The sequence below is a fragment of the Formosa sp. F44 genome (assembly GCF_056238645.1).
Map to the genome: position 1 here is coordinate 109539 of NZ_JBWDLJ010000003.1, position 13075 is coordinate 122613.

At 37.2% G+C, this 13075-nt stretch carries 14 protein-coding genes; all 14 read right to left on the reverse strand.

Annotation, left to right across the window (positions count from 1 at the left end):
- Nucleotides 1-73: 73 nt before the first annotated feature.
- The 14 genes from AC0UBM_RS10465 to AC0UBM_RS10530 all read right to left on the reverse strand — a co-directional run bounded on the left by AC0UBM_RS10465 (nt 74) and on the right by AC0UBM_RS10530 (nt 13071).
- Nucleotides 74-736, reverse strand: a complete 663-nt coding sequence (locus tag AC0UBM_RS10465; protein WP_475688588.1) for a P-loop NTPase family protein — start codon at nt 734-736, stop codon at nt 74-76.
- Entirely contained in the window at nt 720-1472 is a 753-nt protein-coding gene (locus tag AC0UBM_RS10470) for a hypothetical protein (RefSeq protein ID WP_475688589.1), read from the reverse strand. The genes AC0UBM_RS10465 and AC0UBM_RS10470 overlap by 17 nt, the downstream gene beginning before the upstream one ends.
- A gap of 3 nt (nt 1473-1475) precedes the next feature.
- The gene (locus tag AC0UBM_RS10475; protein WP_031427468.1) at nt 1476-1760 is read right to left on the reverse strand and encodes a helix-turn-helix domain-containing protein; all 285 of its coding nucleotides are present in this window, start codon (nt 1758-1760) and stop codon (nt 1476-1478) included.
- 293 nt (nt 1761-2053) lie between these two features.
- Nucleotides 2054-2905: an RteC domain-containing protein gene (locus AC0UBM_RS10480; RefSeq protein ID WP_475688590.1), complete on the reverse strand. Its 852-nt coding sequence runs from the start codon at nt 2903-2905 to the stop codon at nt 2054-2056.
- Nucleotides 2906-2961: 56 nt separating this feature from the next.
- Entirely contained in the window at nt 2962-4176 is a 1215-nt protein-coding gene (locus tag AC0UBM_RS10485; protein WP_475688591.1) for an MFS transporter, read from the reverse strand.
- Nucleotides 4177-6270, reverse strand: a complete 2094-nt coding sequence (locus AC0UBM_RS10490) for a copper-translocating P-type ATPase (RefSeq protein ID WP_475688592.1) — start codon at nt 6268-6270, stop codon at nt 4177-4179.
- 18 nt (nt 6271-6288) lie between these two features.
- The gene (locus AC0UBM_RS10495; RefSeq protein WP_475688593.1) at nt 6289-6582 is read right to left on the reverse strand and encodes a phosphoribosylpyrophosphate synthetase; all 294 of its coding nucleotides are present in this window, start codon (nt 6580-6582) and stop codon (nt 6289-6291) included.
- Nucleotides 6583-6588: 6 nt separating this feature from the next.
- A complete protein-coding gene (locus tag AC0UBM_RS10500) occupies nt 6589-7185 on the reverse strand; it encodes a hypothetical protein (RefSeq protein ID WP_475688594.1) in 597 nt (198 codons plus the stop codon).
- Nucleotides 7186-7229: 44 nt separating this feature from the next.
- Nucleotides 7230-8123 (reverse strand): ribose-phosphate pyrophosphokinase, encoded by an 894-nt coding sequence (locus tag AC0UBM_RS10505; RefSeq protein WP_475688595.1) that lies wholly within the window; start codon nt 8121-8123, stop codon nt 7230-7232.
- 11 nt (nt 8124-8134) lie between these two features.
- The gene (locus tag AC0UBM_RS10510; protein ID WP_475688596.1) at nt 8135-9637 is read right to left on the reverse strand and encodes a thymidine phosphorylase family protein; all 1503 of its coding nucleotides are present in this window, start codon (nt 9635-9637) and stop codon (nt 8135-8137) included.
- Between the two features lie 28 nt (nt 9638-9665).
- Nucleotides 9666-11042 carry an MBL fold metallo-hydrolase RNA specificity domain-containing protein gene (locus AC0UBM_RS10515; RefSeq protein WP_475688597.1) on the reverse strand — a complete coding sequence of 459 codons (1377 nt, stop codon included), beginning with the start codon at nt 11040-11042 and terminating at the stop codon, nt 9666-9668.
- A gap of 56 nt (nt 11043-11098) precedes the next feature.
- Nucleotides 11099-11353, reverse strand: a complete 255-nt coding sequence (locus AC0UBM_RS10520) for a hypothetical protein (RefSeq protein WP_475688598.1) — start codon at nt 11351-11353, stop codon at nt 11099-11101.
- Nucleotides 11354-11395: 42 nt separating this feature from the next.
- The gene (locus AC0UBM_RS10525; protein WP_475688599.1) at nt 11396-12238 is read right to left on the reverse strand and encodes an ATP cone domain-containing protein; all 843 of its coding nucleotides are present in this window, start codon (nt 12236-12238) and stop codon (nt 11396-11398) included.
- On the reverse strand, nt 12235-13071 hold the full coding sequence (locus AC0UBM_RS10530; protein ID WP_475688600.1) for a universal stress protein: 837 nt from the start codon (nt 13069-13071) through the stop codon (nt 12235-12237). Before AC0UBM_RS10530 ends, AC0UBM_RS10525 begins: the two co-directional genes overlap by 4 nt.
- Nucleotides 13072-13075 lie beyond the last annotated feature (4 nt).

A 13075-nucleotide genomic window follows, 5' to 3' on the forward strand; every position in this document is an offset into this window, starting at 1 on the left:
GCATTGGTTCAAGATATTGAAAGTCAAATTGTAATATCCAAAATTCTTTTAAAATCAACTAAAAAAAATCACATTACTTCCGTTTATCCCCAGCTGTCTTATTAAAAGCAATCAAATTAAACAGCTCACGCATTCTGCTTCGAACACGATTTCCGTAGCGTTCTTCCAGTTCTTCAGCGTTCAGATTAGTGGTGGCGTGGGTTTTAATTTTCTTTTTGGTTTGCAGATATAATTCGTAACGAGACAAGAGCACTTCGCCCATTACGTTCAGATCCTTGCCATAAAACCTTCCAGCAGGCTCGACGCCTAAATCATCAAAGCAGAAAAATTTTGTATTACCATATTCCTCGATAGTCTTAAATCCCAAGTGATTAAAACTAAACGCTACATTTCGGCAGGGAATCATTTCATAGGATCGTTGCATTGGCACGATGTATCGCAGTAGTTTCATCAAAGTGGTCTTTCCACACCCTACAGGCCCTGAAAGAAGTATGCCCTTGTCAGGATCGATATCATCTTTCAGACAATTTTCTTCATCCTTGATGAAATAATGGCATAGTTTGCGGATGATAACCGTGTCCTCATCATAGATTCTAAATTGTTTGCCAAAGAGCAACTTTCCCTTTGCATCCAAGTAAATCAAGATTTTGTCAAAATCGTAGAGAACGCTTTTACCATCAAACTTTCCGAGCGAGTATTCCACGCCACCTTCGGTAATTTTAGAGGGGTTGTCCATAATCTTTGTTTTTAGTGGTTCGCAAGTTGTCCTTGATTTGGGACGGTTGTTTTTTGTTTGGTTTGTTTTCCTCGGTATATAGCTCTGTTCTGTCCATCCAGTTCGTAGCCAAGGCACGCCAATCTCTAATTTCATTTCCATCACTCGTTTTCCAGTTCCGAGTTTCGTAATGCTCGAAGAATTTTTTTCCTTCATCGGCAATAAAACCTTTTTCAATAAAAAAATCAATAACGGCCTGCCAGCCCTTTGGTTGTTTTATATTGTTTACTTGTTTGGTATTGTTTATAGTAGATACCAATGCTTGTCCACTGGTGGGATGGTGCAAGTCCACAACTTGTCCATTTTTGGGATGGTGGTGTCCCTCAAGCGGTACACCTCTGGGATGGTACTGTTCCGCAAGTTGTTCTAATATGGGATTGTACTGTCCCGTAACAGGTTCATCACTTGTCCCAATAATGGACATCTTGATTTTACTGCCCTTGTATGGATTGTTGGATGGGAAATAGCATAGGTAAAGCCACGAGTCTAAATCTGTAACGCATCGATGATACGTAGATTTTGAGCCTATTTTGGCAGCTCGCATCAAATCCCTTCGATTCACATAAAATTCATCTGCAAACCGACTACTATTCCATTCCTGAAATAGCGCCATATACAGGGTTATGTGCGTGGGATTTAGGCGGTCATCGAAATAGAATTTTTCAAATGCCGCATTAAGTAGCTTTATGTAGTTCATCGCTTAAGAATTTAAACCGTGCTGTACACGATTTGATGTCATCACGCCTTGAATTTCCTCGGCATCGTAGTAGATAATACCCCCAACTTTTGTGTATGGCAATGTTCCGTTTATGCGAAGATTCTGTAATGTCCCTGGACTGACTTGAAGCAAATCCATTACTTCGGAAGATTTTAGATATTTCTTAAGTTTTCCAGTTGCTTGTTTAGATAGAAGATTCTTAATGTCATCGAGCAATTCCATTTTGAATTCTCGAAGGTCGTCGGTGGTAATAATATTTGCTGGCATAATAGAACGATTTTAAAGAAAGGGACTATCGTTTCGATTTCAACTAATTTGATAGCCCCTGATCTGATTTGACTTTCGTTCTACAAATTTGGGATGGTTTATTGGATTTTATTCCCAAGTTGCACCCAAGTAGGGTGTTTTTATTTGTTCATTTTCAATGGTTTAGATTAGTTCTATTTGGGGTTTGTTCTTTAAATCATCTATACCAAATGACGATAAATAAAATTAATTTTACTTTTTCCCAAGTTCAACCCAACTTGGGAAAAATTTTAACGTTTTGAATTTTAAAAAAATTATCCGTCCGTTTCTTCCATTCGCCTTAAAAGTGTTGATTTTAGTCTATCGATAAACTTGGTTTGGTCAATTTTCCGTTCTCTAATTTCTAGAAAAGTTCTATATACATTTCCGAGTTTGAGTTCAAAGATGTCTTCACAAGCTGAAGCCATTTCTTTAATGCCAGCGGTACCACTTTTTATTGCCCCAGATGCCTGTAAGGCATAAATCAATTCAATGAGGTCTGTTTTTGAGGCTGTCCAACCAAGTCGCTCACCATTTGATAAAGTGTTCAATTTATTGGGTTTACTGTAGGACAGGTCTCTTAAATAACTTAATTCCCCAACGTAGTGGCTAATTAAAAGGTCATAGGCCATAATTTTTGCAATAGCGCTATCGTGGCTTGTAGAAAATTCTGCATCAGTATAAAAGTGTGATGTGTCAGAAACCAAGCTAATTTTGTCGTGTCCGCGTAAAAAATAAAATTCATCTAAAAGTTCAGAATCCTCTCTGTAATATTTGATAAAGTCTATATTTCGTCTATTGCTTTCTTGAAGCCTATTTATTTCTGAATCTATAAATTCTTCTTGGGATTTTATTGTTCCCGCAGGCCTATTTATTAAAAAATTATAGAGTTGGGCATAAAATTTTAATCTGCTGTAGATGTAAGGCTTATGTTTTTTAAAGAATATTATTTCGTTCTGTTGATCCACGAATTCATTTTCCCTGACACATATTCGTAACTTTTGTAAATATCGTCTTGAAATGGAAATACCTTTTTCAACATTATTGAAATCGCCAAGGTTAGATTCCTCAACTATTTTTATTTCCTCTTTATAATTGTCTATTATTATATGAATTAGCTTGTACATAGTATTATTGGGGCTTTGGATTTGGGTTAAACATCAATAAGTAATACGTATGTATTTTATGGCGGATTTTTAAGAAAAAATAGAGTGCTAATAGCAACCAAAACAATGATTCCGGCAATAATGAAAGGATAGTAAAAACCACCTGTAATTAGCCACGTTCCTAAAACGGGGCCTAGAATCTGACCAATGCTATTGGTCGAGCTCTGAATAGAGATGTTCCTGCCAGTATTCTTTTTTGATATTAATGAAACCGCAGAAAGTAAATTTGGTGTCACCATAGCACCTCCAGCAGCAAAAACAATGATTAATGCATAGACCAAAATTTCATTATTAAAAAATGGAAAGGCTATTAAGGATAGTCCAGATATAAATAGCCCTAGAGCAATTTGTTTCTTTGTGGATAAAAACCTCTCTCCGTAAGTAGCGAACACGGGTTGTAAAACAGCCATTATTGAACCACATAGCATAAATCCAATACCGACTTGATTACTGTTAAATCCTAATTCATCTTTGCCATAGATTGAAAAGACAGTTTCAAACAAGGTCACTACAAATTGAATGACAAAGGATAATACCAGTAATACGATAAAATATTTAGTAAATGTGAAACGCAAGCTTACTTTTTTTGTAGTGAACTTATCTACACGAGCGGTGTTCTTTAGCCATTTCATCACAACGAAAAGGACAATTAATCCTAGTATGGCAACGAATAAAAAGGGGACTGAAAATCGGTCTAAATGTAGCAGACCTATAGAATATCTTATATGAATGTCAGTTTGGGATAAAAAGCCGCCAATGACAGGGCCGAAAATAACACCAGAGCTAATGGCAACACCAGACCAGGCCATTATTTTTGTTCTACGTTTTTCAGATGTAATATCACTTAAATATGCATTGCTAACTGGAATAACTGATGACGTAAAAATTCCACCAAAAATTCGAGCAATATATAGCATTGTCAAGGATGTGGCTAGGCCAGTAAGTAATTGCATAATTACAAAACCGATTAGTCCACAAATGATAATAGGTTTCCTGCCGTATCTGTCCGATAGTTTTCCCCAAACCACTACGAATAGTAACTGAAAAAATGGATAAATGCTTGTGAGCAATCCAATATGGAAATTGATAAGGTCGGTGTCAAGATTGTCTTTTAAAGCTAATCTTTCGGTATAGTAAGGAAGGGTTGGCAATAATATACCATAGCCCAACATCACTACAAACAAACTCAACAGGATTAAAAATATCCTGTTGAGTTTTTCTTTTCTTTCCATTTATTTTTTACCAATTTTCCGCTTCAATAATTGCGCATTAATGGCCACTATAATGGTACTCAAACTCATTAATACAGCTCCTACTGCTGGCCCTAAAACAAAGCCTGAAGAATATAGTACACCAGCCGCTAGTGGAATCGCTATTACATTATAACCTGTTGCCCAGATTAGATTTTGAATCATTTTATTATAGGTAGCCTTTCCAAATAATATTAAGTTGGCAATATCTTGTGGATTGCTATTTACCAAAATAATATCTGCGGTTTCCGCCGCCACATCTGTTCCAGAACCTACTGCAATACCCACGTTTGCCTGTGCTAAAGCGGGGGCGTCGTTTACCCCATCTCCTGTCATTGCCACAAATTCGTCCTTCCCTTGCAATTCTTTAACGATTTCTACTTTTTGGTGGGGTAACACTTCTGCATAATAGCCATCTAGGCCAAGCTTATCGCTAACTGCTTTAGCTGTTTGTTCATTATCGCCTGTAGCCATCAAGACTTTGATATTGTTCTTTTTGAATATTCTAATAGCTTCGGCAGATTCTGGTCTTATTTCATCAGCAAGGGCAATGTATCCTGCTAGCTGTCCATCAATTAATATGAATACAACAGTTTCAGCAGCATCACTATACGCATCTTCAGGAATAGTAATTTTTTCATCCCTTAAATAACCAGGACTAACCACTTTTACTTGTTTGCCTTCTACATTTGCCTCTACGCCTTTACCAGTAATTGCATTGAAGTTTTCGGGTTTTGGGATGGTAATATTGTCTTCTTTAACTCTCTTAATAATACCTACAGCAATAGGATGTTCTGAACTCTGTTCCAAAGCACTGGACAGTCGTAAAATTTCTTCGGTTGAATACGCTTCATTTACAGATTCGATGCGTGTCACGCCAAAATCCCCTTTGGTTAGCGTTCCCGTTTTATCAAAAAGCAGGACTGAAATTTTACGTGATTCTTCAAATGCAGTTCTATTACGAATCAACAATCCGTTTTGTGCAGATACCGATGTAGAGATTGCAACTACCAATGGTATGGCAAGTCCTAAAGCGTGTGGACAGGCAATGACCATAACTGTAACCATTCTTTCTAAAGCATAGACAAATGGAAAGCCTAAAATCAACCAAACTGCTAACGTACCAAAACCAATAGCCAGCGCAATATAGGTCAGCCATTTTGCAGCCCTATCGGAAAGGTTTTGCATTTTGGACTTGGTCTTTTGTGCTTCCTCCACCATTGTGATAACTTTGTTGAGATAGCTGTCTTTACCCGTATGCTCTACTTTTACTTTTATACTACCATTGCCGTTTACCGAACCTCCAATTACTTTATCATTTTCATCTTTTTTTACAGGTTTTGACTCTCCCGTCAACATAGACTCGTTTAAATAGCTTGAGCCTTCAATAATAATTCCATCGGCAGGAACTTTCTCTCCCGGCTTTACCAATATTACATCATCTTTTAATAAATCTTCGAGTGAAATATCTTCAATAGTGTCGCCATTCACTCTGTGAGCTTCGGCCGGCATCATACTTACTAAAAGTTGTAAAGCTTTTGATGCACCGAGGACACTTTTCATTTCTATCCAATGACCTACAAGCATAATTGCGATTAGAGTTGCCAGTTCCCAAAAGAAATCAACACCTTCTAAACCAAAAACGGTTGCAGAACTATAGAAATAAGCGACACTTATTGCCATAGAAATTAGCGTCATCATTCCTGGTGCACCATTCTTTACTTCGGAAACAAAACCCTTAAGAAAAGGCCAGCCACCATAGAAATATACAATGGTAGAGAGTGCAAACAGTACATAAGGATTTCCTGGAAGTAAGAACTCATATCCAAAAAAATCTTGAATCATTGGCGAGAAGAACAAGATTGGAATTGTTAGGACTAGCGTTACCCAGAACCGTTTTCTAAAGTCTGCAATCATCATTTTATGATGATCGTGACCCATTTGTCCGTGACCCGGATTATGACCAGAATGGTCTCCACCACCCTTTTTCATTTTGGAATGATCCATTTTTGAATGGTCTTCTTTGTTGTGTTTCATTTTTGAATGATCCATTTTGTCGTGATTGTGATTTTCCATTATAGTATTGTTTAAGTGTTATCGTAATTTCTTTCTCATTGCTTCCGAGATATTTTCGGCATAGACGCCATAGGCATCTACCAAAAGACCCTTAATCCCATTTTTGGATGAAATGGCATAAAGGACGCTGTTGTCATCGGTACTGCTCATACCTTCAAAACGGTGCATCTCATCAACATCAAAATCTTCTGGATGTAATTTCAATTTTAAGGCATTGCATTCCAGATGTTCAGTCTTTAAATTAAAATCGACGGTATATCCTTTTTTCTGTAAATGCGCCATAGTTTCTGAAAGTGTATCGTAATTTTTCATTTGTTTTTATTTATAAGTCACTGTAAAATAACTGTTATCTGCTTCGGTAAATTTCTGAAAGGTCAATAAACCTTTTCCATTTAATTTCTCGTTAACCTTATAGTCGAGTTGCTTAATGCGAATTCCCCAAGCATAGGCCTTAATATTGATTTTTGAATTAATATTATTTTTGTTGCTCTCTAGTTTTCGATCATAAATCTTTATGATACTTTTTGAACCAAAAAAGTTTAATAAGCCCGAGTCAAAACTCATTTCCAGTTCTATATCTTCCAAGTTTTCTAAATCATACAGCTCTTTAAAATTTATAGAAGTGGTATTGATTTCTGTTTCTTTTGATTTTGGGTTTGAAAATGGAAATGCCATTACCATCACACTGGCTTCATTTGGCTTACAGCGATAGGTCGTTGTATATTTGTCGGTGGATTTTTTGTCTTTGTCAAATAATTCTGTGATTACCTCAATTTCAAAATATCCATTTTTCTCTATTGTTTTACCAGCATCAAAAGTTTGCTTGTTGAGAAAAGCACCTTCTTCATCAAAATTCTCCCTAACGACAAGTCTATCAGAAATCTGCCCAATAAGCATTTCATTTTGTCCAGTCATTGTAATGCTGAATAATATGACTAGTACTATGAAAACTCGTTTTCTCATATATGATGCATTAATTTCATTACTTCTTTTGCCAGTATATCGCTTAAATCAATAGCATTTGAAGGGTGTGGAATGGTATTGCAGGTCACTATTTTTTCTACTCCTGAATCCAACAAATCCTGATAGGCATTACCTGAAAATACTGCGTGAATACCAACACATATAGGCGGCTTCATTCCGGCCTTTTTTAAATGCTTTACCGTTTCAATCATTGTACGTGCAGTTGAAATGATGTCATCCACTAAAATGGGTGTGGCATTCTTGTATTTTTCTACATCTGGAACAGAGACTTCCACATTACGGTCGCCGTGACGCACTTTTTGTAATACCGTAAATGGTGCTCCTGCTTTTTTTGCAACTTCAGAAACCCATTGTTCACTTTCTGAATCTGGGCCAATAAGTACTGGGTTTTCGATGTTTTCCTTTATCCAATCTGAAATAGCATCAGCTGCGTGAATGACTTTATTAGGAATTTGATATACTTCCCCTAAAGAGCTAATTCTATGTAGATGTGGGTCAACCGTGGTAATGCTATCGGCAAAACCTGAAATCAGTTTTCCGAAAAAACCAGAAGTAACACCTTCGCCTTCATTGAAAATTTTGTCCTGCCGCATATAGGCGAGATAGGGTGCTACCAAGCACGTACACATTGCTCCTAATGATTTGGCAGTATGACTTAAAAAATAAAGTGGCAACAATTTTTCGTCTGGTTCGTGCAAGGTGCAAATCAGTACAACACATTTATCCTTTACATCAGATAAGATACGTGTATAGGATTCTCCATCAGGAAAGTTTCGCAAGGTTGCTTTTCCAATTTCAGCATCCATTTTTTTTGCCATAAGTGCTGTAAGTTCTTCGTTTCCGGGAAGGCTGAATAATATCGTTTTCATCGTGTCTGTTTTTAAGTTATGGTTAATATGTTATTGTGATAATTTTTGTATTCTAAAGCATAGTTCAGCTCGCCTTTAGATTCTGCGTATATGGTATATAACAATTGATCTTTTTCAATCTTTTCATTTAAATGGACATTCAAAAGAATCCCTGCGGATTTTGATTTAGGTGCTCCCGAAAGTTTTGCAAGTTTTGCTATCTTTCTATTATCTATGCACTTTAAAATCCCAGAGTTTTCTGCTCTAATTTCGGTTTTATAGGGTGCTAAAACAGGTTTTGAAAAGCGACCTTGCGCATTACAAATGGCAAGGAATTTTTTATAAGCCTGACCAGACTTAAGTACTTCTTTGGCGGTTTCTGTTCCTTTACCTTTTCCGACTTTCCCCGAAAGTTCCAATAGTTCGCCAGCCAAAAGCAAAGCTCTTTCCATTAAGTCGATTGGTGCATCATCTTCATTTTTTAAAACCTTTAATATATCGATGGCTTCTAAAGTGGGGCCAATTCCTCTTCCAACGGGCTGCTTACCATCTGTAATAACTACTTTCACATTTAGCCCAACAGCGTTGCCTACCGTTTCCATATGATTCTTAAGTTTTTCAGCCATTTCTGCACTTCTAACTTTTGCAGTTTCTCCCACGGGAATGTCTATGACAACGTGTGTGGAACCTGCCGCAGCTTTTTTCGAAAGTACCGAAGCGATAAGCTGCCCTTCACTATCAATATCCAAGGCTTTTTCAATTTTAATAAGCACATCATCCGCTGGGCTTAATTGTGCTGTTCCGCCCCACACAATACACCCACCTTCTTTTTCCACTACGTACTTTATTTCTTCTAAAGAAAGTGTCACATTGGTCAATACTTCCATAGTATCTGCTGTGCCTGCTGGCGAAGTAATGGCTCGTGATGAAGTTTTTGGCATTGTAAGCCCATAAGCAGCGACAATGGCAACCACTAATGGTGTGGTTCTATTCCCAGGTAATCCACCAATACAATGCTTATCTACCACAATTTCTTTGTCCCAATTCAGTTGTTCACCAGAGGCTATCATTGCTTTGGTAAGGTCAGATATTTCGTCAATATCCAATCGGTCACCAGCACAGGCTGTAATAAATGCCGAAAGATGGATATTGGAATAATCGCCTTCAACGATATCGGTTATAATCTCGTTATAAGCCTTATAATCCAGTTTTTGATTGTAGATTTTGGCCCTAACGTGGCTTAACGATTCAATAGGTTCTAAATGTGAAACGTACAGGGTGTCATTGTCTGAAACATTTAGCTTTTTTGCAGCTGCATCTGATAGTCCAATTTCGTTGGGCAACAGCATATCTGAATTTATAATGTTGAGGCTTGCTACAATTGAATGGGTTGCCTTTGATATCCTTATTCTTGTGAGTGCTTCAAAACCTTCGGAAATACATACGTGACAATCTTCCTTCATATAGACCACGTTTTCGTTTTGGGTATAAATGCCGAGATGTTTATATTTTAGGATATTTGAGTGTTTTGCCATAGCTTTCATTTTTTGTGATTTTTACAACCTATTTAATTTCTTCGATGCTATAAAGCTGTGGGATTTCAGCATCCCAATCGTAAGTTTCCATTATGCCTTTCTGTAATGCTTCTGCACTTTCTTTTTCTCCGTGCACAATAAAAATTCGCGCTGGCTTATTTTTTATTTTGCTCATCCAATCAATTAATTCAGCGTGGTCTGCGTGTGCAGAGAGACCTTGAATTTCGGCTACTTCCATTTGAAAGGATACCGTTTTCCCATAGACTTTTAATTCTTTTTCGCCTTCCAATAGCTTTCTTCCACGAGTGCCTTCAGCTTGATATCCTACAAAAAGCAAAGTGTTGTTTGGGTTTTGTGCTTGTGTTTCAAGGTAATTGAGCATTCTGCCACCAGTAAGCATTCCACTTCCTGCAATTACGATTTTTGGTTTGTCGTCTGTTCGTAACTCCATAGTTTCCCGATAACTGCTTACGACCGTGAAATGTGAACACATTTCATCACATTCATTGTCTTCCAACCTGTGCCAATCTCTTGTACGATGAAACAACTCCAATACACTCGCTCCCATTGGGCTGTCCATTATCATTTGTACTTTTGGGATTTTCTTTTCTTTCAATAATTTCCAAAAAATAAGCATCATCAGTTGGGCACGTTCTACTGAAAAGCTTGGGACAAAAAGGCTGCCACCTCTGTTGATAGTGTCGTTAACCAACTTTTCAATCTGCGGAAGTGCTTCCGATTCGTCGGGATGTAATCTTCCTCCATAAGTGGATTCAATGAAAAGCACATCTGCTTTTTTGGGTTTCAGAGGTGGATAAAGCAATAAATCATTGGTTCTTCCAATATCTCCTGAAAAAACAAACCGTTTTCCGTGCACATCCAACTCAATGTAAGTTGCACCCAAAATATGTCCGTTATATTGGAAACGAGCTCTGATACCATCAAATAACGGAATCCATTGTGCTTGTGGAATACCCTTAAAATGTGGAATGGTTTTTTCTACATCTTTTAAATCGTAGAGTGGTTCTGCTGGGCTATGCTTTGAATAACCTTCCTTATTGGCACGTTCGGCTTCCTGTTCCTGAATTTTCGCACTATCATTCAAGATGATTTTAGCAATATCCAACGTGGGATTAGTACCATAAATGGAACCCTTAAATCCTTGCTTAACCAACCTTGGCAGATATCCAGTATGGTCCAAATGACCGTGTGTTAGCAAAACCATATCGATTTCTGAAACTTCCACAGGTGGGTATTCCCAGTTTTTGAGTCGCAATTCTTTTAACCCTTGAAAAAGTCCGCAGTCTATCAGTATTTTTTTATTTCCTGTATCCACTAAATATTTTGAGCCGGTTACTGTACCTGCGGCGCCCAAAAAGTGGATGTTTATTTTATTGTTCTTCATTTGTAGTCGTTTTTAAGTCATTATATATAATATTACTCCAATAGAGTATCCACGAGTTAGTTGCCGCCACAACAAGAAGGGGCGTTACCTTGGTCTTTTTCAGTTGTGGATAAAGCCACAACTTGCTTATATAAGCCTTGGAAATCTTTTTTAATAAGTTGCGCTATTTTCTTGGCAACTTTTGGGTCGGTACTTACCATCTCCAAAACTGTTTCAAAAGCCTCTTCCAGCAATTTGGTATCATCTTCCAAGACTTGGTAAAATGGTTCGAAATCTATACTGTTCTGTTTTTGTAGTTCATCTGTCTTCATAAGTTTTGTTTTAAGGTTGTTCAACTTTTATATTAGTAATCCTTAAGTGCTTTTACATAGCTCTTCTGAATCTTCTAAAATCTTTTTGTGTCTTTTTTTATCAATTCCTATTTGTTCCAATAACGCAGGTTTTTCGTGAAGTTCTTTGCAGAGCACAATACCTTCATCTAATAACTTTGTTTTTTCGGCTTTGGACAGGGTAGTCAATGCCGTTAAAGGGTGTAGTCCCAACTTGTCTATTCTGTCTTTTAAACCGTTTCCCATCGGGTAATCCCAACTCGTCAATAATAATCCTACGCATTTACCATATTGCACAGCATCGGTGGTAAATCGTGTATTGGTATATACACCTCCCTTATGAAGTTTAGTTTCGTGCCCTTTTTGATGTTCCCATTTTGCTTTTACATCCAAAAATCTAGACTGGATATAGAGCGGAATTTTTACATTACAAGTCCTTCCTTGGTCACTATGGTATTTACATTCAATCATATAATGTTGGTTATCTTTTTGCGCTATCACATCTATTTCGTGCTGAACGCAATTACCTTGAACTATGACACCAACCTGTGTTGAAAATCCTTCGTGCGCCAATAGTTTGCCTACTAACTTTTCAAAAGGAAAACCAGAAGGACCTAATTCCATCAATGCTTTTTTGAGCTTATACTTTGAAGCACTTACACGTGATTTGCTTTTAAGTATTTTAAATGCCATTTGGTAGATTTTTTTAGTGGTAATACCTTCATATATTTTGTTTTCAACTTGCTCAACAATTTGCTGAATCAATTCTTCACTAGCTTGTGCACGTCTTAAGGAATGGATAAGTTTATCCACATCAAAGGCTACCACGTCGCCCGAATATTTTACTATGTTGATTGGATGTTTCATTTTTTAATATGTATGGTCATTACAGGAAGTTCTGAATGATTGGTTACACCTTCGGCTATACTTTTTGAAAATAGGCTCAAAAATCCTGTCTTTCCGTGGGTACTCATCGCAATTAAATCTGCTGGCTGATGTTTTAGAAATGTATTGATACCTTCTTCTACTGACGATTCGTTGTGAACGTTCATAGAAAAGTTTTTTAAGGTGGGAAACTTTTCAAGAAATAGCTTGACAGGGTTTAATCCAGCGTTGATACTATTAAAGTCTGTTTCTGTATTAATGCGTAACAAATGAATTTTAGCATCACATTTTTCAGCTATGGAAAGCACAGCTTGAAACGGATGACTCACATCTTCTTCAAAAGAAGAGACAAATAGAATATTCTTAAAAGGAAACGCTACTTCATCCTCTTTTACCACAATAATCGGGGCATTGGCCTTTCGGACAATTTTCTCAACATTGCTGCCAGTTATTTCCCTCACTCGACCCTTTGTTCCTCTACTGCCAGTTATAATAAAATCGTGATGAAAATGGCCAGAATGTTCCAGAATATCTTTTTGTCCTGAATCGAACTGAAGAAAGGTTCGGCATTTAAGACCTTCGTGTTCCGCTATTTTTTCGAGTTCACGTAAATTAGCCTTTGCAGCACCTATCTGCTTTAAGGTTTCTCGATAACGCTTTTCTTTAAGTTTGTCTAATTTTACCCAATCCACAGGTGTTGTCATTTGATGTAGAAAGTGTATTTCTGCATTGTATGTTTTTGCCATTTTAATCCCGAGATGTGCAGCTTTAGTACAGTTTTCAGAGAAATCGGTAGGTACAAGTATGTTTTTCATAATT

Bases quoted from the DNA above. Each gene is read 5' to 3' on its own strand.
- AC0UBM_RS10520 (WP_475688598.1), bottom strand. From the start codon at position 11,353: ATGAAGACAGATGAACTACAAAAACAGAACAGTATAGATTTCGAACCA.
- AC0UBM_RS10490 (WP_475688592.1), bottom strand. From the start codon at position 6,270: ATGGAAAATCACAATCACGACAAAATGGATCATTCAAAAATGAAACAC.
- AC0UBM_RS10480 (WP_475688590.1), bottom strand. From the start codon at position 2,905: ATGTACAAGCTAATTCATATAATAATAGACAATTATAAAGAGGAAATA.
- AC0UBM_RS10485 (WP_475688591.1), bottom strand. From the start codon at position 4,176: ATGGAAAGAAAAGAAAAACTCAACAGGATATTTTTAATCCTGTTGAGT.
- AC0UBM_RS10530 (WP_475688600.1), bottom strand. From the start codon at position 13,071: ATGAAAAACATACTTGTACCTACCGATTTCTCTGAAAACTGTACTAAA.
- AC0UBM_RS10470 (WP_475688589.1), bottom strand. From the start codon at position 1,472: ATGAACTACATAAAGCTACTTAATGCGGCATTTGAAAAATTCTATTTC.
- AC0UBM_RS10515 (WP_475688597.1), bottom strand. From the start codon at position 11,042: ATGAAGAACAATAAAATAAACATCCACTTTTTGGGCGCCGCAGGTACA.
- AC0UBM_RS10475 (WP_031427468.1), bottom strand. From the start codon at position 1,760: ATGCCAGCAAATATTATTACCACCGACGACCTTCGAGAATTCAAAATG.
- AC0UBM_RS10505 (WP_475688595.1), bottom strand. From the start codon at position 8,123: ATGAAAACGATATTATTCAGCCTTCCCGGAAACGAAGAACTTACAGCA.
- AC0UBM_RS10525 (WP_475688599.1), bottom strand. From the start codon at position 12,238: ATGAAACATCCAATCAACATAGTAAAATATTCGGGCGACGTGGTAGCC.
- AC0UBM_RS10465 (WP_475688588.1), bottom strand. From the start codon at position 736: ATGGACAACCCCTCTAAAATTACCGAAGGTGGCGTGGAATACTCGCTC.
- AC0UBM_RS10495 (WP_475688593.1), bottom strand. From the start codon at position 6,582: ATGAAAAATTACGATACACTTTCAGAAACTATGGCGCATTTACAGAAA.
- AC0UBM_RS10510 (WP_475688596.1), bottom strand. From the start codon at position 9,637: ATGGCAAAACACTCAAATATCCTAAAATATAAACATCTCGGCATTTAT.
- AC0UBM_RS10500 (WP_475688594.1), bottom strand. From the start codon at position 7,185: ATGACTGGACAAAATGAAATGCTTATTGGGCAGATTTCTGATAGACTT.